The organism is Pseudomonas sp. URIL14HWK12:I6 (assembly GCF_000514195.1).
Classification (GTDB): domain Bacteria; phylum Pseudomonadota; class Gammaproteobacteria; order Pseudomonadales; family Pseudomonadaceae; genus Aquipseudomonas; species Aquipseudomonas putida_A.
In genome coordinates this window covers 96,626-118,064 of the sequence record NZ_AZVL01000004.1, presented here as the reverse complement: position 1 = coordinate 118,064, position 21,439 = coordinate 96,626, and the positions used below count along the sequence as shown (strand labels likewise).

24 protein-coding genes, 1 tRNA gene and 1 pseudogene are annotated in these 21,439 nt (G+C 60.1%); 16 read left to right on the top strand and 10 right to left on the bottom strand.

The features are described 5' to 3' along the window. Window positions 1-83: 83 nt before the first annotated feature. Both H043_RS0108665 and H043_RS0108660 read left to right on the top strand, forming a co-directional pair. Window positions 84-1,280, top strand: coding sequence for an amino acid aminotransferase (locus H043_RS0108665; protein WP_027611521.1), 1,197 nt, complete (start codon window positions 84-86; stop codon window positions 1,278-1,280). 220 nt (window positions 1,281-1,500) lie between these two features. Continuing rightward, entirely contained in the window at window positions 1,501-1,701 is a 201-nt protein-coding gene (locus tag H043_RS0108660) for a hypothetical protein (RefSeq protein WP_027611520.1), read from the top strand. On the opposite strand, the gene H043_RS0108655 is transcribed toward H043_RS0108660, so the two are convergent. After that, window positions 1,698-1,928, bottom strand: a complete 231-nt coding sequence (locus H043_RS0108655; protein ID WP_003226459.1) for a hypothetical protein — start codon at window positions 1,926-1,928, stop codon at window positions 1,698-1,700. The genes H043_RS0108660 and H043_RS0108655 overlap by 4 nt on opposite strands. 228 nt (window positions 1,929-2,156) lie before the next feature. On the opposite strand from H043_RS0108655, the gene H043_RS0108650 reads away from it, so the two are divergent. After that, window positions 2,157-2,232: transfer RNA gene (locus H043_RS0108650), tRNA-Asn, on the top strand. A 186-nt stretch (window positions 2,233-2,418) separates the two neighbouring features. Here the strand turns inward: H043_RS0108650 and H043_RS0108645 are convergent. Beyond that, the gene (locus H043_RS0108645; RefSeq protein WP_027611519.1) at window positions 2,419-3,942 is read right to left on the bottom strand and encodes a nucleobase:cation symporter-2 family protein; all 1,524 of its coding nucleotides are present in this window, start codon (window positions 3,940-3,942) and stop codon (window positions 2,419-2,421) included. Between the two features lie 253 nt (window positions 3,943-4,195). Between H043_RS0108645 and H043_RS0108640 the strand changes: the two genes are divergently transcribed. Next, window positions 4,196-4,480, top strand: a complete 285-nt coding sequence (locus H043_RS0108640; RefSeq protein WP_027611518.1) for a BrnT family toxin — start codon at window positions 4,196-4,198, stop codon at window positions 4,478-4,480. A gap of 3 nt (window positions 4,481-4,483) precedes the next feature. After that, on the top strand, window positions 4,484-4,816 hold the full coding sequence (locus H043_RS0108635) for a BrnA antitoxin family protein (RefSeq protein WP_027611517.1): 333 nt from the start codon (window positions 4,484-4,486) through the stop codon (window positions 4,814-4,816). 2 nt (window positions 4,817-4,818) lie between these two features. Here the strand turns inward: H043_RS0108635 and H043_RS0108630 are convergent, their stop codons facing one another. Together H043_RS0108630 and H043_RS0108625 are read right to left on the bottom strand one after the other, a co-directional pair. Then, a complete protein-coding gene (locus H043_RS0108630; protein WP_027611516.1) occupies window positions 4,819-5,646 on the bottom strand; it encodes an arylamine N-acetyltransferase in 828 nt (275 codons plus the stop codon). 100 nt (window positions 5,647-5,746) lie between these two features. Then, on the bottom strand, window positions 5,747-6,541 hold the full coding sequence (locus H043_RS0108625; protein ID WP_027611515.1) for an exodeoxyribonuclease III: 795 nt from the start codon (window positions 6,539-6,541) through the stop codon (window positions 5,747-5,749). Window positions 6,542-6,668: 127 nt separating this feature from the next. Here H043_RS0108625 and H043_RS0108620 point away from each other — a divergent pair, with 127 nt between their 5' ends. Then, entirely contained in the window at window positions 6,669-7,253 is a 585-nt protein-coding gene (locus H043_RS0108620) for a GNAT family N-acetyltransferase (RefSeq protein ID WP_027611514.1), read from the top strand. A gap of 90 nt (window positions 7,254-7,343) precedes the next feature. Beyond that, window positions 7,344-7,643 (top strand): hypothetical protein, encoded by a 300-nt coding sequence (locus H043_RS0108615; RefSeq protein WP_027611513.1) that lies wholly within the window; start codon window positions 7,344-7,346, stop codon window positions 7,641-7,643. A gap of 92 nt (window positions 7,644-7,735) precedes the next feature. Here the strand turns inward: H043_RS0108615 and H043_RS0108610 are convergent, their stop codons facing one another. The 4 genes and pseudogenes from H043_RS0108610 to H043_RS0108600 all read right to left on the bottom strand — a co-directional run bounded on the left by H043_RS0108610 (window position 7,736) and on the right by H043_RS0108600 (window position 11,123). Next, window positions 7,736-9,304 carry a sensor domain-containing diguanylate cyclase gene (locus H043_RS0108610; RefSeq protein WP_027611512.1) on the bottom strand — a complete coding sequence of 523 codons (1,569 nt, stop codon included), beginning with the start codon at window positions 9,302-9,304 and terminating at the stop codon, window positions 7,736-7,738. 236 nt (window positions 9,305-9,540) lie between these two features. Beyond that, window positions 9,541-10,065, bottom strand: coding sequence for a hypothetical protein (locus H043_RS0108605; RefSeq protein ID WP_049827826.1), 525 nt, complete (start codon window positions 10,063-10,065; stop codon window positions 9,541-9,543). Between the two features lie 148 nt (window positions 10,066-10,213). Next, window positions 10,214-10,323: pseudogene (locus tag H043_RS30410) on the bottom strand (PAAR domain-containing protein); the annotation flags it as partial. A gap of 134 nt (window positions 10,324-10,457) precedes the next feature. Beyond that, a complete protein-coding gene (locus H043_RS0108600) occupies window positions 10,458-11,123 on the bottom strand; it encodes a ribonuclease T2 (protein WP_027611510.1) in 666 nt (221 codons plus the stop codon). Window positions 11,124-11,288: 165 nt separating this feature from the next. Here H043_RS0108600 and H043_RS0108595 point away from each other — a divergent pair, with 165 nt between their 5' ends. From H043_RS0108595 to H043_RS0108570, 6 genes are all read left to right on the top strand, one after another. Next, entirely contained in the window at window positions 11,289-11,759 is a 471-nt protein-coding gene (locus H043_RS0108595) for a hypothetical protein (RefSeq protein WP_027611509.1), read from the top strand. A gap of 102 nt (window positions 11,760-11,861) precedes the next feature. Then, window positions 11,862-13,568 (top strand): copper resistance system multicopper oxidase, encoded by a 1,707-nt coding sequence (locus H043_RS0108590; protein ID WP_027611508.1) that lies wholly within the window; start codon window positions 11,862-11,864, stop codon window positions 13,566-13,568. 11 nt (window positions 13,569-13,579) lie between these two features. After that, window positions 13,580-14,446 (top strand): copper resistance protein B, encoded by an 867-nt coding sequence (locus tag H043_RS0108585; protein WP_027611507.1) that lies wholly within the window; start codon window positions 13,580-13,582, stop codon window positions 14,444-14,446. 32 nt (window positions 14,447-14,478) lie between these two features. Next, on the top strand, window positions 14,479-14,853 hold the full coding sequence (gene copC / locus H043_RS0108580) for a copper homeostasis periplasmic binding protein CopC (RefSeq protein WP_027611506.1): 375 nt from the start codon (window positions 14,479-14,481) through the stop codon (window positions 14,851-14,853). Window positions 14,854-14,856: 3 nt separating this feature from the next. Beyond that, a complete protein-coding gene (copD, locus tag H043_RS0108575; RefSeq protein ID WP_027611505.1) occupies window positions 14,857-15,726 on the top strand; it encodes a copper homeostasis membrane protein CopD in 870 nt (289 codons plus the stop codon). A 58-nt stretch (window positions 15,727-15,784) separates the two neighbouring features. Then, the gene (locus tag H043_RS0108570; RefSeq protein WP_027611504.1) at window positions 15,785-16,570 is read left to right on the top strand and encodes a transporter substrate-binding domain-containing protein; all 786 of its coding nucleotides are present in this window, start codon (window positions 15,785-15,787) and stop codon (window positions 16,568-16,570) included. A 137-nt stretch (window positions 16,571-16,707) separates the two neighbouring features. Here the strand turns inward: H043_RS0108570 and H043_RS0108565 are convergent, their stop codons facing one another. Both H043_RS0108565 and H043_RS0108560 read right to left on the bottom strand, forming a co-directional pair. Further along, on the bottom strand, window positions 16,708-16,923 hold the full coding sequence (locus H043_RS0108565) for a hypothetical protein (protein WP_027611503.1): 216 nt from the start codon (window positions 16,921-16,923) through the stop codon (window positions 16,708-16,710). Between the two features lie 180 nt (window positions 16,924-17,103). Continuing rightward, window positions 17,104-17,604: an Lrp/AsnC family transcriptional regulator gene (locus H043_RS0108560; RefSeq protein ID WP_027611502.1), complete on the bottom strand. Its 501-nt coding sequence runs from the start codon at window positions 17,602-17,604 to the stop codon at window positions 17,104-17,106. A gap of 119 nt (window positions 17,605-17,723) precedes the next feature. On the opposite strand from H043_RS0108560, the gene H043_RS0108555 reads away from it, so the two are divergent. The 3 genes from H043_RS0108555 (at window position 17,724) to H043_RS0108545 (ending at window position 21,421) form a co-directional block, all read left to right on the top strand. Further along, on the top strand, window positions 17,724-18,758 hold the full coding sequence (locus tag H043_RS0108555; protein ID WP_027611501.1) for a histone deacetylase family protein: 1,035 nt from the start codon (window positions 17,724-17,726) through the stop codon (window positions 18,756-18,758). A 49-nt stretch (window positions 18,759-18,807) separates the two neighbouring features. Further along, entirely contained in the window at window positions 18,808-19,860 is a 1,053-nt protein-coding gene (locus tag H043_RS0108550) for an ornithine cyclodeaminase (protein ID WP_027611500.1), read from the top strand. Window positions 19,861-20,005: 145 nt separating this feature from the next. Further along, on the top strand, window positions 20,006-21,421 hold the full coding sequence (locus tag H043_RS0108545) for an amino acid permease (protein WP_027611499.1): 1,416 nt from the start codon (window positions 20,006-20,008) through the stop codon (window positions 21,419-21,421). The last annotated feature ends 18 nt before the right edge of the window (window positions 21,422-21,439 follow it).

Here is a 21,439-nt window from a genome sequence, read left to right as displayed (position 1 = left end):
AGCTCCCCGTTTGTGCACCGCTCTAGTGCATTCGGCTGGAGCGCGACACGTCCCTCCACTCTCCATTCAGAGCCGCCGTAATAATGAGCCTGTTCTCCGCTGTCGAAATGGCACCCCGCGATCCAATCCTGGGCCTCAACGAAGCATTCAACGCCGATACCCGAACCACCAAGGTCAACCTGGGTGTAGGTGTTTACTGCAACGAAGAGGGGCGAATTCCCCTGCTGCGCGCGGTGATCGAAGCCGAAACCATTCGCGCTGCGCAGCACGCTTCCCGTGGCTACCTGCCGATCGACGGCATCGCGGCCTACGACCAGGCGGTGCAAAAGCTGCTGTTCGGTAACGACTCGCCGCTGATCGCTGCCGGTCGCATCGTCACCACTCAGGCGGTCGGCGGTACCGGCGCGCTGAAAATCGGTGCCGACTTCCTCAAGCAACTGCTGCCGAACGCCGTCGTGGCGATCAGCGACCCGAGCTGGGAAAACCACCGCGCGCTGTTCGAAACCGCTGGCTTCCCGGTGCAGAACTACCGTTACTACGACGCTGCCACCCACGACGTGAACCGTGCCGGCATGCTCGACGACCTCAACGCCCTGCCGAACGGCTCGATCGTTGTGCTGCACGCCTGCTGCCACAACCCGACCGGCGTCGATCTGACCCCGGCCGACTGGAAAAACGTGCTGGACGTGGTCAAGGCCAAAGGTCACGTACCGTTCCTCGACATGGCTTACCAGGGTTTCGGCGACGGCATCGACGAAGACGCCGCGGCTGTGCGCCTGTTCGCTGAATCGGGCCTGACCTTCTTCGTTTCGAGCTCGTTCTCCAAGTCGTTCTCGCTGTACGGCGAGCGCGTTGGTGCATTGTCGATCGTCAGCGAATCGAAAGAAGAAAGCGCGCGCGTGCTGTCGCAGGTCAAGCGTGTGATCCGCACCAACTACTCCAACCCGCCGACCCACGGTGCAAGCATCGTCGCCGCTGTGTTGAACAGCCCGGAACTGCGCGCCCAGTGGGAAGCCGAACTGGCAGAAATGCGCCTGCGCATTCGCGGCATGCGCGAGCAGATGGTTGCTCTGCTGGCGGAAAAAGCCCCGCAGCGTGACTTCAGCTTCGTCGGCCGTCAGCGCGGCATGTTCTCCTACTCCGGCCTGACCACCGAACAGGTGCACCGTCTGCGTAACGAGTTCGGCATCTACGCCCTGGACACCGGCCGCATCTGCGTCGCGGCACTGAACCAGAGCAACATCAAAGCGGTCACGGATGCGATCGTTCAGGTCATCTGATTTCGCCTGGCAATGAAAAACGGGAAGCCTTGGGGCTTCCCGTTTTTTATTTGTCCGAAGGAATCCAACATTCCCTCTAAACTGCACACAAATCTGAATTGTGGGAGCGAGCCCGCTCGCGAATGCGGTGGGTCAGTCGCCATTGTTGGTGGCTGACAGCATTCGCGAGCAGGCTCGCTCCCACAGGTTTCGTACATCCAGGAATTTTGTGAGAACCCAAATGAAAAACGACAACCTGCGCGCTGACCGAGACGACCTGGATGACTTCATCCCCCGCACCCCGGCCAAACGCGAAAAAAGCCTGGTGCTGCAAGTCGCAGCGGGCGTCTTCCTCGGCGGCCTGGCCCTGTGGCTGGTGCAACTGGCCGCCACCGCCGCTTACGCCAAGCTGATGCTCGGTACGATCACCTTCGGCGGTTAGGCCAGTTCCGTCGCCCGTTGACTGGCCGCATCGTCATACGCGACGTAGAGCGATTCGGCGATCTGGCTTTTGATCGCCTTGGTGCTTTCCAGACCGAGCACGAACCCTTCGGCCTTGCCGCCAGCACGGTTCAGCTCTTCAGCGGTGCTGGCCTGGGTGATCGCGTCGAAGAGTTTCTCGGCGTGAGGGCCAACGCCCTTGGGCAGACTGATTTGCGTGACGCTCATACGAGCACCTCGCGTGAAAGGGAAACAATAACGGTTCGAGTCATGGCGCGTACCTTTTCGGCGAATGGCCGGCAGCGCGTGTCACCACTTCCGGGCAACCATGGTAGACCTGTGAGGCGGTTCTGGTAACCGCCAATCGCTGACAAAACACCGTCCGTCCTGCCGAACGCACAAAATTTACACCCGACGCTTGACTTCTCTTTTTGAATCAGTAACATACGCACCAATTCCGCAATAGCTCAGTTGGTAGAGCAAATGACTGTTAATCATTGGGTCCCTGGTTCGAGTCCAGGTTGTGGAGCCAAATAGCAAAGCCCCTGAATCGCAAGATTCAGGGGCTTTTTTGTGGGCGCTCGAAAAGTCAAAAGATCGCAACCTGCTGCAGCTCCGATCCCCTGTAGGAGCTGCCGCAGGCTGCGATCTTTTGCTCTTCAAACCAAAAAGGCCGATCTGTCTCACAACAGATCGGCCTCTTTCATCCATTCAGCGCTCAAACATGCTCGCTGCTCTTCATCTGGGTCTTCGGCGCACCATGCCCATGATCGTGTTCATCAGGCTCGATCACCGGCACTTCCTTGCCATCGCAATCGTGCAGCTTGCCGTCGCTGAAGTAATCGCCTTCACGCAGCGCCGCCAGGTCGCGATAACGCAGGGTGCGCTCTTCTGCGGCGGCAAACACCGACTGTTGGTCAGAGTTGCCGGCGGTAAAGTGGTTGAAGGTCAGATTCAGCACAATCGCCATGATCGCCGACGAGCTGATGCCCGAGTGGAAAATGGTCGCGAACCAGCTCGGGAAATGATCGTAGAAGTTCGGCGCGGCAATCGGGATCATGCCGAAGCCGATCGAGGTGGCGACGATGATCAGGTTGACGTTGTTGCGGTAATCAACCTTCGACAGTGTGCGAATCCCGCTCGCCGCCACCGTACCGAACAGCACGATACCGGCGCCGCCCAGCACCGAAGTCGGCACTGCAGCGATCACCCGGCCCATGAACGGTAGCAGCCCGAGAATCACCAGGAAGATGCCCCCGGTAGCCACCACATAACGGCTCTTGATCCCGGTCACCGCCACCAGCCCGACGTTCTGCGCGAAGGCGCTCTGGGTGAACGAACCGAAGATCGGCGCAAACATGCTCGACAGCATGTCCGCGCGCAAACCGTTGCCAAGACGTTTGGAATCGACTTTGGTGCCGATGATCTCACCGACCGCCAGAATGTCCGCCGAGGTTTCCACCAGGGTCACCATGACCACGATGCACATCGACAGGATCGCGGCGAAGTGGAAGGTCGGCATGCCGAAGTGGAACGGCGTCGGGAAGCCGAACATCGGCCCTTGGGTGACACCGGAGAAATCCGCCATGCCGAGAAATACCGCCAGCACCGTGCCGATCACCATGGCCAACAGGATCGACAGACGCGAGATGGTCGAGCTGCCGACTTTGCTCAGCAGCAACACCAGCACCAGCGTCACCGCCGCCAGACCGATGTTCTGCATGCTGCCGAAGTCCGGCGCGTGGCTATTGCCACCCATGGCCCAGCGCGCGGCCACCGGCATCAGCGTCAGGCCGATGGTGGTGATCACGATGCCGGTGACCAGTGGAGGGAAAAACTTGGTGATTCGCGAGAACACCGGAGTAATCAGCAAGCCGATCAACGATGCGGCAATCACCGCCCCCAGCACCGACTGGAAGCCGCCCTCCCCGCCACTGCTGACGATCGCGACCATGGTCGCCACACCGGAGAACGACACGCCCTGCACCAGCGGCAACTGACAGCCAAAAAACGGTAGACCCAGGGTTTGCAGCAGTGTCGCCAGCCCCCCCGCAAACAATGAAGCAGCAATCAACAAACCAATGTCCGCCGGCGACAGCCCGGCCGCCTGGCCGATGATCAGTGGCACCGCAACGATACCGCCGTACATGGTCAGAACATGTTGCAGGCCGTAAGCCATATTCGCGCCGACCCCGAGATTTTCGTCCTCGGGCCGTTGGTGTGAAACATGGGGCGTTTTCATGTGGGGGGTTCCCTGGTTTTTGTTATGCGCACACTGTATTCAATACTCGGGACAAATGTCCATAGAGTTGTATACAACTTGTCAGTCACATAATGGATAGGTAGCCACCCAAGCTTCTATCTCGCCACCTCCATCTCCCACAAATCCGGCAACACATCCCTTCCTGCCTCCGGTTCTTATCGCACTAGGCTGAATTATTCATGGCGACCAGCGGTGCACCGGCGCTCTTTTTTATACATATAAAGTATGCATAATGAAGTCATTCGAAATTCAGTACGACAAAAGCAAGAACGCAGCCAACAAACTCAAGCACAGGGGCGTCAGCCTTGCCGAGACCGAGCCGGTCTTTCATGACGAACGCGCGCTGACGATCGAGGACAACGACCATGACGAACAGCGCTGGATCACCCTCGGCCTCGACGGCAAAGGGCGCTTGCTGGTGGTTGCGTACAGTTATCGCGAAGCCAACGTCGTACGAATCATTTCTGCACGTGTCGCCACACCGAGCGAACGTCGCGCATATTTTCTGGAGGCTTGATCAATGAAAGACGAATACGATTTCTCGCACGGCAAGCGCGGTGCCTTGGCGCCCGCCAAGGGCAAGACCCGCATCACCATCATGCTTGATGACGCGGTCATCGAAGCCGCCCGCAGCGTGGCGGAAAACGAAGGCTTCGGTTATCAGACGGTGATCAACAACACCCTGCGCCATGCCCTGCTGGAGGCTGGCAGCAAAAAGCAGGAAGCCGAGCCGCCCCACTCCGGGCAATTCAAGAAAGGCATCACCGCCGCCGACCTCAAGAGTCTGGAAAAAAAGCTGTCGGCGGCGGTCGGGGAAATCCGCCGGGTACTGGAACCGGAAGCCAAGCCCTGAGATCAGGCTGGTACAAGCATCCGCGCCAGCGACTGACGCACATGCGGCTGGTCAGGCAGACGCAAGCCGAACTCCTGCTCCAGCACCTCGATCAACTCATCGACATCCGCCACCTCGCGCCGCTCGCTGTCGGCGCCCATATGATGAATCGCGAAACTGCCGTTATTCAGGGTCCGGCGCCAGCCATCGCCGGTGCGCGCAACCATCAACCGCTGAGCAAACGGTGATTCGGGATGGGTCGAGACGTACCAGTTGCCGAGGGTGTAATCGATGTCTTCCTGGCGTTGCAGATCAAACAGGTACATCGCGCGCCACTCCCCCGCGACATTGGCGCGCAGCATGTAGCCATCGGCCTGTTTCTCGATGCGATAGGACTCGTGCGGCGTCGCCTGCTCAGCCTCGGTATCGAGCAGCAGCGGCGCGGTCGGCACCATACCGCCAAAGCCGACGTCGGTGATGTAGCGCTCGCCATCGATGATTACCAGGCTCAAGCGATGCGTGCGGGCCGTCCAGGTGCCCTCGGGTTGCGCCAGCACCACGCGCCCGGAGATGCCACGGGCCTCGAAGCCCAACTCCTGCAGCAACGCCAGAAACAGATTGTTCAATTCGTAGCAGTAACCACCCCGGCCACCGTGGAGAACCTTTTGTTCGACCGACGCCAGATCGATCAGCACCGGCGCGCCAGTGATCGTCGACAGGTTCTCGAAGGGAAAGACGCCGGTGTGGCGCAACTGCAACTGCCGCAGGGTTTCCAGGGTCGGTGCCGGTGGAGCGTCGAACCCCAGGTGCTGCAGGTACAACGTCGGATTCGCCAGACGTGACTCGCTCATTGCTCAGTCCTTTTGCATGTGGCCGCGGATCGTTGCGCCGCTGGCCGACATGTATACGGGATCGGGCCCCGACTCCGACAATTGATTTCGCCAATCAGCGCTACCGACGCTTGCGCGAACCGATGCGAATCCAGGTCGGCGCATGGTCGCTGGCGTGCGGTTCGTTGCGCACCCAGGCGTCGACGCCGGCCTCGTGCAGATACGGACTGAGTGCCGGGTTGAGCAGCAGATGATCGATGCGCAGACCGGAGTTGGTTTGCCAATGCTGGCGAAAGTAATCCCAGAATGTGTAGAGGCGATCGTCGGGATACAGATGGCGCAGCGAATCGGTCCAGCCCTGATCAAGCAAGCGTTGATAACACTCGCGGCTCTCGGGTTGCAGCAGCGCATCCTTGAGCCAGGAGCGGGTGTTGTAGATGTCCATGTCGGTGGGCACCACGTTGTAATCGCCGGCCAGCACCACCGGATGGTCGCTGCTTTGCAAATCCTTGGCGTAGCGGATCAAGCGCTCGAACCAGGCCAGTTTGTAGTCGAACTTCGGCCCCGGCTGCGGGTTGCCGTTGGGCAGGTACAGGCAGCCGACCAACACACCGTGCACCGCCGCCTCCAGATAACGGCTGTGCTTGTCCTCGGGATCGCCCGGCAGACCGCGGCGACTCTCCAGCGGCTGCGCATCGCGAGCGAGAATCGCCACGCCGTTCCATGACGCCTGCCCGTGCCAGATCGCGCCATAGCCGGCGGATTCCAGTTCGGCGGCCGGGAATGCACTGTCGACTGACTTGAGCTCTTGCAGGCAAGCGATGTCCGGTTGCTCGCGCTTGAGCCACTGCAGCAGGTTCGGCAAGCGTGCGCGCAGGCCGTTGACGTTGAACGTGGCGATCCGCAGGTTTTTCATCGTTCAGGCTCCGGCGAACAAGGTGTGAAATTTGTGACCCTGTGCTAACGGCGGTGGTTGCATCGGATCAACCGGCTGCGGCGTAATAGGCGCTCGTCACTGCCCCGAACTGCCGAGACTTGATTCCATGCTCACCACCCTGCAAGGCCCGCGCATCCTCCTGCGCCCGCTTCAGTACACCGACGCCGACGCCCTGCTCCAGGCCGCCGCTGACGGCGAACTGTGGAACCTCACCGTCACTGTGGTGCCGTCGGCGAGCACCATCGACAGCTATCTGAAAAAAGCCCTCGACGGCCGTGATGCCGGCACGGTCATGCCGTTTGTGATCGTGTTGAAGGATAGCGGCGAAGTGATCGGCTCGACCCGGTTCTGGAAGATCGACCCGCTCAATCGCAAACTGGAAATCGGCAGCAGCTGGATTTCGGCGCGCTGGCAGAAATCCTTCGTCAACACCGAAGCCAAATACCTGATGTTGCGCCACGCCTTCGAGGTGCTCGACTGCGTGCGGGTGCAGTTCACCACCGACGAGAACAACCAGAAGTCGCGCAACGCGATTCTGCGCCTCGGTGCGCAACAGGAAGGCATCGTGCGCCACGAGCGGATCATGCCCGACGGCCGCAAGCGTAACTCGGTGCGTTTCAGCATCATCGATGACGAGTGGCCGCAGGTGCGGCAGGTGCTGGAGCAGAAACTGGCTGAGGATCGAGGCTGAGGCTCGACAACCGCTCGTCAGCCAATCGGCACCAACAGCTGCGGCCGTCAGACCAAAGTCAGGTAACCGAACCTATTTGGGAGACGTACCATGACAACGCGCAAACTGACTTCCCTGTTGCTCGCCGGGCTGCTGGCCACCGCCTCGGTCGGCGCCTTCGCGGCCAATGACGGCGCCGATGCTTCAGGCACCAAATCCGGCGCCACCAGCGGCACTAACCTGCCACCCAACAGCACCCCCGGCGCTCCGAAAAACGGTGACAGTACCGATGGCGCCGGCAAGGGTACCGGCACCAACAGTGGCACCATGGGTTCTGGATCGGGAGCGGGGGGCGGCACTGGTTCGGCCGGCGGCGGAACTGGCGGTGCCGGTGGTGGCACAGGCAGCTGAACGAACAAGCGTGACCGCTGGTGATCCGGCATGAAGGCATGAATCTGTGGCGCTGGAATCTGATTCCGCGCCACAGATCAAGCGCGGAGGCTTTAGCGATCCGACCGCATCAACTCGGCAACACCCTCCTCCAGCGACAACACCGCCGCGCGATTGCGCCCGGCATTTTTTGCCTGATACAGCGCCGCATCAGCACGCTGGATAAACACTTCAAGGCTGTCATTGCCGCTCGGAATAAATGAGTAGCAACCCAGACTGACCGTCAGGTATCCGGTGGGCGAACCGCTGTGAGTAATGCGTTTATCCATCACGCTGCGGCGAATCTGCCCGGCAATCGCCAGCACGCCGTTGATGTCGGTATCCGGTAGCAACACCGCGAACTCTTCGCCACCGTAACGCACCGCCAGGTCAGACTTGCGTTGAGAGCAATTCTTCAACACCTGGGCCACCTGAGTCAGGCAGTGATCCCCTGCCACGTGCCCGTAGGCATCGTTGTAGCGCTTGAAGAAATCGATATCGAGCATGATCAAGCCGACTGGACTCGACTGCCGTGCACCGCGGGCAAATTCGATCTCCAGCGATTGCTCGAACAGGCGCCGATTCGCCAGCCCCGTCAGGCTGTCGTGGGTCGCGATCTGCTCCAGTGTGCGCTGTGCCTTGCGCAGGTTTTTCTCGATTCGCTCGCCGTCGCGCACCTGATGAATGAACACCCAGCCGAACAGGCCGACGCCAAGAATCACCAGCGCCACAATCACGCTGGACTGAAAGGCCCGCTCATACCAACCCTTGAGAATCGTGTCGCGCGAAGAGGCGGACGCTACCACCAGCGGGTAAGCCGCCAACTGGCGGTAGCCGTACAAGCGCACCACGCCGTCGACCACCGACTTGATCATCGCAGTGCCGGCCGGGGCCTCGGGCAGCAGCTTCTGGTAGATCCTGCCTTGCGCCAGCGACGAACCGATCAGGCCTTCGTCGAACGGTCGCCGCGCCAGCAGCGTGCCGTCCTTGAGTCCGAGAAACATGATGCCGTTGTCATCGAGGCTGAAGCTTTTGAAGAACCGGTCGAAGTACGCCATCTTGATCCCGGCCATCAGCACGCCCTGGAAGTTGCCGGCGCGGTCGTTGATGCGTTTCGAGATCGGGATGATCCACTGGCCATTCTCGCGGCTGCGAATCGCCGGGCCGATGTGCGCCACGGTAGAAGCGTTTTGCTGGTGAAACCTGAAGTACTCGCGGTCGGCCACACCCTTGCCACGGGGCAGGTCCGGGAACGAGGTGATCACCCACTGGCCCTCGCGATCGAAGAGGAACATGCCGTGCAACTGCTCCAGTTGTTGCACCCGACGCGCGAAGGTTTTTTGCAGACGTGGTCGCTGCGCGGCGCCATAACCATCGTCCTCGACCCAATCAGCGAGACTGGTGAGCACCAGGTCGGCGGCCAGAAACGTGTCTTCGGCCTGCTGCGCCATGGCTCGGGTCAGGTTGGTCGACGCGATCTGCGCGTTCGCCAGGTCCTGACGCCGTGTCTGCTCGAGTTGCAGATAGAGCAAGCCGGACAGGCACAGGCACACCGCAACGATGAACAGCGCTGCCGCCTTGCGCAGTGGCAGGCGTTTAAGCGTGCCGGGAGTTTGATGGGGGTCGTGAATGGGGATTGGCAAAAACGTGTCCTGGGCAGGTACGACAGGGGCCGCAGCCCGAAACCCTTACTTTTCATGAGCGTAGCCCAGCGGGGTGCGCACAGCAAACCCGCCCCGCCAACACACGCCTGCCCCGCTGTATCGGCGCGCAAGGGATTTGGATGATCTCCGCACGTCGATTTATTTTCAGTGGTGGTTTTGCGGGTGATCGCCCTCGCGTATCTGCTTAGGGCAATCGCGCAGTGCACCGATGACGGCTATCGGGGTTTGTTGATTTCCCGCAGCAAATCCGCGACCGGCAGGTTCATGGTGTTTGAGTAGTAGGGTTTGTAGCCGTACGCGGTGACGACGACTTTGCAGGGGATTTGTTGTTTGTTCGCGAGGAGTTGATTCAGTTCTGTTACTGAAAGATTTCTCTCAGAACTTCGGTTGCTGGAAGTTTCACTGAGGAATGCGCGAGTAAGGTAGGAAAACTTTCCCTTGTTGTTTTCATTTTTTTCCGATCGTATCAAACCGGATGCGGAGAACTGGATGGCTTTGCCTACTGAGAAATCATGATCATCCGCCAATGCGCAATGAAGCATGCCCGAAATCATCCCAACTCGCTCCCCGCGATCAAAAAGATCCAACACATCAACGTCCGACTGATACCGGATGATGTATAGCAGCGACTTTTCTCTTTCCACAGATTCGAAGTTCAGGTTTGCGGGAGGCTTTGTGTGGTCTTTCACACAACCTGAGCAAATAGCGAGCAAGCAACAAATGAGCACCCTGTACATCATGGAAAATCCTTCATGATTGAGTCAAAAAGCATATCGGCTGCCGATTTGCTCCCCGCGATACGGGCAGTAAACAACCCCAAAGCATTTGCATGATTTGTGTCTACATTGACGTTTAATGAAGGGCCAAAGGAGATAAGCCACTTTTCACCAATCCGTCGAAATTCACATTCGGCGAGCCACTGGCATCGGATTGGTGCCATGTCCCGGGTGTGGGCAGGCGGTTGGGTCGGTGACGCGGGCGGCGGGTTTTCCGCTCATGAACAGCTCCTTGCAGTGTTACGGGTCATCCTTTGGGGGGCGCAAGCATGCGTGAATTTTCCGGGTGCTTCAAACCTCCAGGCAAAAAAAGGCGCCCGATCGAGGCGCCTTTTTCATTCGTGCAACCACTCACATCAACGCGACGGCGGCACCCGAATATCCCCCGCCCGGCACTGGGTCTTCACGCCCTTGCCACACGCGCCGAACTGCAGATCCTTGCCCATGCACACGCGCACTTCCGAGAGTTCCGGGCCGCTGCAGATCACCGCGATGCCATTGGCCGGGATCCCCGGGTTGGCCTTGCGGAACAGGTCGGCGATTTCCTGGGCTTCGAAGTAATACGAGGAGCTGAACGGTTGCAGCTCCTGCGGGATTTTCACCGCGCCAACCGCTTTGTCCGCTTCGTCCAGATAACCCATTGCGCCCAGACCGCTGCAGGTGCCGTGCTTGGACCATTCGTGATCGAGCAGTTTCTTGGTCGGGAACAGTGTCAGGCCCTTGGTGGTTTCCGCCGCCGACAACGTGGTCAGCGGTGGGCAGGACTCCGGCCAGCCGCCGTTGGCGTATTGCGGCCACAAGCCGTGCAGCACGAAGCCGTAGCCCTTGCCGGAGCATTGCACGTCATCTTTGTGGGTGAGGCAGAACGTTGGCGACCAGGACAGCGTCAGCAGGTAGTAATCGAACTGCCCCGCCACCGCTTCCGTTTGTACCTTGCTGGCGTTCGACTGACGCGCCGAACTCAGGCCGATGCTACCGGCCGTCAGCGCGATCAGCGCCAGAATTGTAAACAGCTTTTTCATGTACCCGCTCCTTGGGACGCCTGCGTCCGTGGTTTTTGATGCTGACCAGACTTGGCCAGCGCTGATTTCGCCATGCTTGTGTTGCAAGCGCATGACGCAAGGCAAGGCCGTACGCCGTTGAACGGTCTACGATTAACAGGCAGACATCAAACCAAGGGATCCGAAATGAGTAAAGCAGACGAACTCGCCGCCAAACTCAAGCAAACCCGGCACACCCATGCGGATGCCGCGCTGGAGATCGATTGCTGGCCGGCGCAGGTCTACGATCTGTACCACCGCATCGAGGCCTGGCTGCAGCCAGTCACTGAAGTGGGCCTGAAAATCCGTCGCAACCCGACCCACGTTTGCGAAAGCTCACCCGATGGCGAAAGTCACGATTACGCGATCGACCAACTGGTGATCGAAGCCAACCAGCAAACCCTGACCTTTGATCCCATCGCCCGGTTTACCGAAGACGGCGCCGGCCGCGTGCAGATCACCCTGCCGGATCGCAACACCTATCTGCTGCGCACCGTCGATGAACATCATGAGAGCCATTGGTGGTTGCAAACGGTGGAAACCGGGCAGGAACTGGATGCCATTGCGCTGACCGAGAACAACCTGTTGCAGGTGGTGCAGGAGGGGCTCGGTCTGTAACGCGAGCGGCCAAACTGTCAAAACTGTAATCCCCCTCTCAGCCAACTGAAAGCCAGCGCTGGGTAGCCTCCCCGTCATGAATCAAACGGGGACTTCCAGCGCATGCCTTCCAACACCTCAAGACGCACCTTCGTCAAAGGCCTGGCCGCCAGCGGCCTGCTCGGCGGCCTCGGTCTGTGGCGCGCGCCGGTCTGGGCGTTGCCCCCGCCTGGGCAGATCAACGAACTGAGCGGCAGCGAATTCGAGCTGTTCATCGGCGAAACCCCGGTCAACTTCACCGGCAGCCCGCGCACTGCGCTGACCATCAATGGCAGTCTGCCCGGCCCGCTCTTGCGCTGGCGCGAGGGTGATACGGTGACGTTGCGGGTGCGCAACCGGCTCAAGGACAGCACTTCGATTCATTGGCACGGCATCCTGCTGCCAGCCAACATGGACGGCGTGCCGGGTCTGAGTTTTCACGGCATCGAACCCGGCGGCGTATACGTCTACCAGTTCAAGGTGCGGCAGCACGGCACTTACTGGTATCACAGCCATTCCGGCTTGCAGGAGCAGGCCGGGGTTTACGGGCCGCTGGTGATCGACGCGAAAGAGCCGGAGCCGTTCCAGTACGACCGCGACTACGTGGTGATGCTCAGCGACTGGACCGACGAAGACCCGGCCAGCCTGATGAAGACCCTGAAAAAGCAGTCCGACTACTACAACGACCACAAGCGCACCGTTGGCGATTTCATCGACGACGTCAGCGACAAAGGCTGGGGGGCCAGCGTCGCCGACCGCACGATGTGGGCCGAAATGAAGATGAACCCCACCGACATCGCCGACGTCAGTGGCGCCACCTACACCTTCCTGATCAACGGCCACACGCCCGACAGCAACTGGACCGGACTGTTTCGCCCCGGCGAAAAACTGCGCCTGCGGCTGATCAACGGCTCGGCCATGACTTACTTCGACGTGCGCATTCCGGGGCTGAAAATGACCGTGGTCGCGGCAGACGGTTTGCACGTCAAACCGGTCAGCGTCGACGAGCTGCGCATCGCCGTGGCGGAGACCTACGACGTGATCGTCGAGCCTGACAGCGAGGCCTGCACCCTGTTTGCCCAGGCCATGGATCGCAGCGGTTACGCCCGCGCCACCCTCGCCACCCGCGCCGGTCTGGCAGTACCGGTGCCTGCGCTGGACCCGCGCCCGTTGGTGACCATGGATGACATGGGCATGGCCGGGATGGATCACGGCTCGATGGACATGAGCGCCATGGCGGGCATGGATCACTCGGCGATGGGTCCGATGCAATCGCACCCCGCCAGCGAACAGGACAATCCGCTGGTGGACATGCAAGCCATGAGCACCGCGCCGAAACTCGACGACCCTGGCCTCGGCCTGCGCAACAACGGCCGTCGCGTGCTGACCTACGCCGACCTGCGCAGCACCTTCGAAGACCCGGACGGCCGCGATCCCGGGCGCACGATCGAGCTGCACCTGACCGGGCACATGGAGAAGTTCGCCTGGTCGTTCAACGGCATCAAGTTCTCCGACGCCGAGCCGCTGCGCCTCAAGTACGGCGAGCGCATCCGTCTGGTGCTGGTCAACGACACCATGATGACCCACCCCATCCACCTGCACGGCATGTGGAGCGATCTGGAAGACGAGAACGGCAACTTTCAGGTGCGCAAACACACCATCGACATGCCCCCCGGTACCCGTCGCAGCTATCGGGTGACGGCCGATGCATTGGGCCGCTGGGCCTATCACTGCCATCTGCTTTATCACATGGAAACCGGCATGTTCCGCGAAGTGCGGGTGGAAGAATGAAGGGGCCGATCATGACTCGAATCGCAGCGTTCTCCTTGTTAATCATCGGCAGCTCCGTCATGGCCGCCGACGACATGCAAGGCATGGATCACAGTCAGATGCCCGGCATGGATCACTCGATGCAGAGCATGGACGACGGCATGATGCAGCCCGCCGCGCCGACAGAAAGTCGCACGCCGATCCCGGTGCTGACCGACGCCGACCGCGCCGCCGTGTTTGTCAGCCCCGGCGGCCATCAGGTGCACGACAGCGCGATCAACAGCTACTTCCTCGCCGACAAACTCGAATGGCAAAACGCCGATGACGGCAGCGCTTTGGCCTGGGATTTGTCCGGCTGGATCGGCGGCGACATCGATCGCCTGTGGCTGCGCTCCGAAGGCGAACGCAGCAACGGCAAGGCCGAGGACGCCGAGCTCCAGGCTTTGTGGGGCCATGCGATTTCGCCGTGGTGGGACGTGGTCAGCGGCGTGCGTCAGGACTTCAAACCCGGCGCCCCACAAACCTGGGCCGCGTTCGGTGTGCAGGGCATGGCGCTGTACAACTTCGAAGCCGAGGCTACGGCGTTTCTCGGCGAAGGCGGACAAAGCGCACTGCGGTTGGAGGGCGATTACGACATTCTGCTGACCAATCGGCTGATCCTGCAGCCCACCGCCGAGCTCAACGTCTACGGCAAAAACGACCCGCAACGGGGCCTCGGCTCCGGCCTGTCGAACACTGAAACCGGCCTGCGCCTGCGCTACGAAATCCGCCGCGAATTTGCGCCGTACCTCGGCGTGACGTGGCACCGCACCTACGGCAACACCGCCGATTACGTCCGCGAAGAAGGCGAAAATCGCAGCGAAGCACGGCTCGTGCTTGGTGTGCGGCTGTGGTTCTGAATCCCATTGAAAAACAACCCCAGAGGTCTTGCATGCGCACGTTGAATATCACCCTTGTACTCGCCAGCGGATTGCTCCTGAGCAGCCTCGCTCAGGCTCACCCGAAACTGCTGTCATCAACCCCGGCCGAAGGTGCCGACGGCGCGGCTCCCGACAAGATCGAACTGCACTTTTCCGAGAGCCTGCTGACTCAGTTCTCCGGCGCCAAATTGGTGATGACCGAGATGCCGGGCATGGCTCATTCGCCGATGCCGATGAAGGCCAGAGTCAGCGCCGGCAGCGACCCGAAATCCATGCTCGTCACCCCGCTCACGCCGTTGCCCGCCGGCACCTACAAGGTCGAGTGGCGCGCGGTGTCGTCCGACACGCACCCGATCACCGGCAACGTCACGTTCAAAGTGCAGTGAGCGATGGCTGAACTGATCAACATCATTCTGCGCCTGGCGTTGTATGTGGATTTGCTGCTGTTGTTCGGGGTGGCGTTGTTTGCGCTGTACAGCGTGAACGCGCCGCTGCGGTTCAGGCCGCTGTTGCGTGGATTGGCGTTGATCGGGGCCCTGCTGTCAGTGGCTGGAGTGCTGCTGATGACGAGCGCCATGAGTGGCGAAACCGAACTCGCCGCACTCTGGCCGCACCTGCAGATGATGCTGCTGGAAACGGACGTCGGGTTGGCGTGGGCGCTGCGCATGATTGCACTGATCGTGGTGCTGGCTCAGCCGGGGAAGTGGCTCGCGTCGATGGCCGGCGCGGTCGCCCTCACCTCCCTTGCGTGGAGTGGGCACGGAGCAATGGACGAGGGCTCGCTGCGGGTCTGGCATTTCCTCAGCGACATCCTGCATCTGCTGGCGGCGGGGGCATGGTTGGGCGGTATGCTGGCGCTGGTGCTGCTGGCGCGGGGTGGTGTGGATGAAGCACGGATTCGCCTGCTGGCTGCGGCGGTGAAACGCTTCGAATGGATCGGCGCGGCGATTGTGCTGACGCTGTCAGTGAGCGGCGTGGTGAATTACCTGTTCATCGTCCGCCCGAGGCTGGATGAGGTGCTGCTCGGCACCTATGGGATGTTGCTGGCGATCAAGGTTTTGCTGTTTGCCGTGATGCTGGTTCTGGCGGCGCTGAACCGCTTTCACCTTGGGCCTGCGCTGGAGCGATCGCTACGCGATGGACAGCACGTCATCGCGGCGCATGCACTCAGGCGCAGCGTGCTGCTGGAACTGGGCATGGCCCTGCTGATCGTGGCGTTGGTGGCGTGGCTCGGCACGTTGAGTCCGGACGCGGGATGACACCCGAGAAGGCCTTTCACTACACTGGCTCACCGTCCTCTGCAGAAGCCCGATGTCCATGACCATTCTAAAAAGCACGATGATCCTTTGCGGCGCGCTGACCCTGGCCGCTGGCGTTCAGGCGCAGGAAAGCCCTTCGCACCTCGACAGCATCCAGCAACAAGGCCAACTGCGCGTCTGCACCACCGGCGACTACAAGCCCTACACCTTCAAGCGCACCGACGGCGACTTCGAGGGCATCGACATCGCCATGGCGCGCTCGCTGGCCGACAGCCTAGGAGTCAAGGTCGAGTGGGTGCAAACCACCTGGAAAACCCTGATGCCGGACATGCAGGCCGGCAAGTGCGACATCGGCATGGGCGGGATTTCGGTGACGCTGGAACGGCAGAAAAAAGCCTTCTTCAGCAACACTCTCGACAGCGACGGCAAGATTCCGCTGGTACGCTGCGCCGACCAGTCCAAATACCAGACCGTCGAGCAGATCAACCAGCCCAACGTGCGTCTGGTCGAACCCGCCGGCGGCACCAACGAAGCCTTCGTCCACGCCTTCCTGCCCAAGGCGCAACTGGCCCTGCACGACAACGTGACGATCTTCCAGCAACTGCTCGACAACAAGGCCGACGTGATGATCACCGACGCCTCGGAAGCGCTGTATCAGCAGAAACTCAAACCGGGGTTGTGCGCGGTGAATCCGCACCAGTACATGCAGTATGGCGAGAAGGCGTATTTGCTGCCGCGCGATGACATCAGCTGGAAACTGTACGTTGATCAGTGGCTGCATCTGAGCAAAGTCACTGGCAGTTATCAGAAGATCATTGGTGAGTGGCTGGCGCTGCCGCAGTAATCTTCTAGGCACAAACATTTGTGGCGAGGGAGCTTGCTCCCGCTGGGCTGCGCAGCAGGCCTTCTTTTGAGGGGCCGCCTCGCGCCCCCAGCAGGAGCAAGCTCCCTCGCCACATTGATTCTCAGCCAGGAAATCTATCAATCGTCATGCAACATCCCGGAGCTGTACTGGTTCAAGCTGCTGCCAATGCTGTTGCCGCCAAACTTCAGGGTCGTCGCATGACTGCGCCCCTCCGGCGATTGGCAATCCGAGGAGAAACAACTGGTGGTGGTCAAACCTCCGGCGCCTGAACAGGCACTCAATACCGAGACAGCTGCGGCGATCAACAGCACTTTGACGACATTGGTGCGCATGGTACAGCTCCCCTTGGGATGATCTTGTGCAAGCATCCTAGGCCTAAGCCGCACCCGGCAAGATGAAATTTTGCTGATCGACAGCGCGGGTTCAGAATCCAGGGCTGCGGCAATCGGCTGGTCTGCCGACAACGCCGCAAAAGACTCTGTCACCCCATTGGAAAAACGCCCCCGGCCCGCTCATTCCCTTCCCGGTCTGGGTATCGCAATACGGCTACTGGTCTTGACCTCACGCAACGCCAGGCTGGACTGGATGGACGCAATCCCTACTTGGCGCCTGAGCACCTGCTCGATGAAATCGCTGTAACTGTCCAGATCCTCGGCCAGCACCTGCAACACATAATCGGCATCGCCGGTGATCTTGTGACAGGACAGCACCTGGGGCAGTTGCGCAATCACCGACTCGAAGGCGTCGGGCGCGTGATCGGCGTGGGTGGAAAAACGGATGTGCACGAACGCCATGATGTCCAGCCCGAGCATTCGCCGATCAAGGTTGGCCTGATAGCCCTTGATCACCCCGGCCTCCTCCATTCTTTTGCGCCGCCGCCAGCAAGGCGTAAGGCTCAACGACAGCCGCTCACTGAGTTCAGCGTTGGAAATACTGGCGTCTTCCTGCAACAACTCAAGAATCGCCAGGTCGGTCTCGTCGAGACTGATGCGTTTGGATAATTTTTTCTGCATGACGCCAATCCTGAGTAAGAACGCCCGATTAATCTACCGAATCAAGAAAACAAAGCAAAGAAAGCGCAGGTCAGCCGGAACAGAATATTTGCACTGGCTCACATTAACGGATGCGCAGAATGTTTACAGTTTTCAGTGATTCCCACCGTTTGCACCATGGCACCGAATTGAAGGACGGCGTGCTCAAGCCGTCATTCGAACAACCGAGTCGGGCCGATACCGTGCACAACCGCGTCAAACAGGTCGGCCTGGGGCAAATCGTCGAACCGCGTGCGTTTGACCGCTCGTGCTACGTCAACGCGCACAGTGAGCGCTACGTCAGTTTTCTGGAAAGTGCCTGGACCGAATGGTGCGCAACCGGACGCACGCACGATGCCTTGCCCCTGATCTGGCCGGTACGCGATCTGGCCAACGAGCAAGTGCCGACGTTCATCGACGGCAAGCTCGGCTTCTATGCCATGGATGCCGGTTCGCCCATCACCGCCACGACCTGGCAAGCGGTGAAAACCAGCGCGGATATCGCCCTCACCGGACTCGCACTGATCGATGAAGGCCACGACAGCGCCTTTGCCCTGTGCCGCCCGCCCGGCCATCACGCTGCGCGCGAATACATGGGCGGTTATTGCTACCTCAATAACGCCGCGATTGCCGCGCAACAGGCCATCACCCAAGGCGCCAAGCGTGTCGCGGTGCTCGACGTCGACTTCCACCACGGCAACGGCACCCAGAACATTTTCTACCAGCGCAGCGACGTCATGTTCGTGTCGCTGCATGGTGAACCTGCGGTGTCCTACCCGTACTTTTCAGGTTACAGCCACGAAGTCGGCGCGGGTGTCGGCGAGGGTTACAACCTCAACTACCCGCTGCCGAAAAACACCACGTGGGAGAGCTACCGCAACGCCCTGCTCCACGCCTGCAAAAAACTCCAGCAGTTCTCACCTGAGGTGCTGGTGATTTCCCTCGGTGTCGACACGTTCAAGGACGACCCCATCAGCCACTTCCTGCTGGAAAGCGAGGACTTCATCGGCATCGGAACGCTGATCGCCAGTGTCGGTAGCCCCACCCTGTTCGTGATGGAGGGCGGCTACATGGTCGATGAAATCGGCATCAATGCGGTGAACGTGCTGCATGGTTTCGAGAGTAAACGCAGCTGAACCATCCCCGCTCTGCGGCCTTTGAATGACTGAATCGGAGAACAACAACATGACGCTTTTTATTGATGTCGATGATGCTGCACGCCTGTTCACCCAGGTCGGCATCCGCCGGGCCATCCGCGACATGGCGAGCTACATCGAAGCGGACTACGCACGCTGGGCACAATTTGATAAATCGCCGCGCACGGCCAACCACTCGGCAGACGGCGTGATCGAGCTGATGCCCACCGACGATGGCCAGCAGTACTCGTTCAAATACGTCAACGGCCATCCGGACAATGGTCAGCGCAACTTGCTGACCGTCATGGCTTTCGGGCTGCTGGCCGATGTGCAGAGTGGCTATCCGACCCTGCTCAGCGAACTGACATTGACCACCGCCGTGCGCACCGCTGCCACCTCGGCACTGGTTGCGCAGTCGCTGGCTCGCCCGGGTGCGACCTCGATGGCGATCATCGGCAACGGTGCGCAGAGTGAGTTTCAGGCGCTCGCCTTTCATGAAATGTTGGGCATCAGCGAAATCCGCATCTTCGATATTGATCGCGACGCTTCGCTCAAGTTGAAGCACAACCTGGCGGCGTTTCCGCAGATCGAAGTGATTCTGGCCGACTCGGTAAAGGACGCGGTCAAGGGTGCGCATATCGTCACCACAGTCACCGCCGACAAAGCCTACGCAACGATTCTCACGCCCGAAATGATCGAACCCGGCATGCATATCAATGCGGTCGGCGGCGACTGCCCGGGTAAAACCGAACTGCACGCCGACATCCTGCGCAACGCCCGGGTCATCGTCGAATTCGAGCCGCAAACACGCATCGAAGGCGACATTCAGCAATTGGAGGCCGACTCTCCAGTGGTCGAGTTTTTCCGGATTGTGCAGGGCGAAGTGCCCGGCCGCGAGAGCGATACGCAGGTGACGGTCTTTGATTCGGTGGGCTTTGCTCTGGAAGATTTTTCGTCACTGCGCTACCTCAACGACCTGGCTCAGCAACAGCAAATCGGCCAGCGCATCCACCTGGTGCCGACGCCGGCCAACATCAAAAATCTCTTCCAGTTGCTGGACCCACAACCGGCAACAGCCTCACGTCTGCGCACCGTCAGTTAATCAGCAAGGACCGCCCCCACGCGATTTTGCGAGGGGGCCATTCACTCTCCAGGCATCGCTGTGATTAGCCGCTGCCTCTCTAACAAGAACGCTCGACACCTACTTTCTGCCAAAACTCAAAAACATAAAATCAAGAGGTTTTGCAATGAAATCGAATCCTTCCGGGCTGCTTGAACAGCCCGCGCTGCAGCGCACGCTCAGCAATCGTCACATCCAATTAATGGCCATGGGCGGTGCCATCGGTACGGGCCTGTTCATGGGCTCCGGGAAGATCATCGCCCTCTCCGGGACGTCGATTATCCTCATCTACATGATCATCGGTCTGTTCGTTTTTTTCGTCATGCGCGCCATGGGCGAAATGCTCCTGTCCAACCTGAACTTCAAAACCTTTGCCGACTTTGCCGGCGCCTACCTCGGCCCGCGCGCGGCATTTTTTCTCGGCTGGTCGTATTGGTTGAGCTGGAGCGTGGCGGTGATCGGCGATGCCGTCGTGGTCGGTGGATTCTTCCAGTACTGGTTCCCCGAGGTACCGGCGTGGATACCCGCCGTCGGCATGTTGGCGACGTTGTTTGCGCTGAATGTGCTGACGGTCAGGCTGTTCGGTGAGGTGGAATTCTGGTTCGCGATCATCAAAATCATTGCCGTCGTGACCTTGATCGGCGTCAGCACCGTGCTGATTGCCACTTCCTTCGTGTCCCCGAGTGGCGTCACCGCATCCCTGAGTCACCTGGTGGATAAACAGGCGGCCTTCCCTAACGGCTTGTTCGGCTTCTTCGCCGGATTTCAGATGGCAATTTTCTCCTTCGCCGGCACCGAGTTGATCGGCACCGCCGCCGCTGAAACCCGATCTCCAGAGAGGACTTTACCCAAGGCCATCAACTCGATTCCGCTGCGGATCATCCTGTTCTACGTGCTGGCACTGACCTGCATTATTGCCGTGACCTCGTGGCAGCAGGTGTCTCCGGTCAAGAGCCCCTTTGTCGAACTGTTTCTCGTGGCTGGGTTTCCCGCGGCCGCCGGTATCGTCAACTTCGTGGTCCTGACATCGGCGGCATCATCGGCCAACAGTGGCGTGTTTTCATCGAGCCGCATGCTGTTCGGCCTGGCCAACCAGCAAAACGCTCCGGGCATCTTCCGGCGACTGTCAGGTAACAGCGTGCCGCTGCTGAGTCTGGCGTTCACCACACTGCTGATGCTGATTGGGGTGCTGGTGCTGTTCATCGTGCCGGAAGTGATGACCGCCTTCACCATCGTCTCCACCGTGTCGGCGATTCTGGTGATTTTCACCTGGTCGACCATCCTCGCGTCGTACATTGCCTATCGCAAAAAACGCCCGGACCTGCATGCGAAGTCGGCTTACAAGATGCCCGGCGGCGTACCGATGGCCTGGTTTTCCCTGGCATTTCTAGGCTTTGTGCTGTGTCTGCTGGCATTGCGACCTGACACGCGGATTGCCTTGATGGTCATGCCGGGTTGGTTCGTATGGTTGGCGATTGCTTACCAGTTGACTCGCTCAAGGCAGACGAAATCGGCAGTGGAGTCGGCGAGCCAGTTTGGCTGAATCTGCACGCCTGAGCCG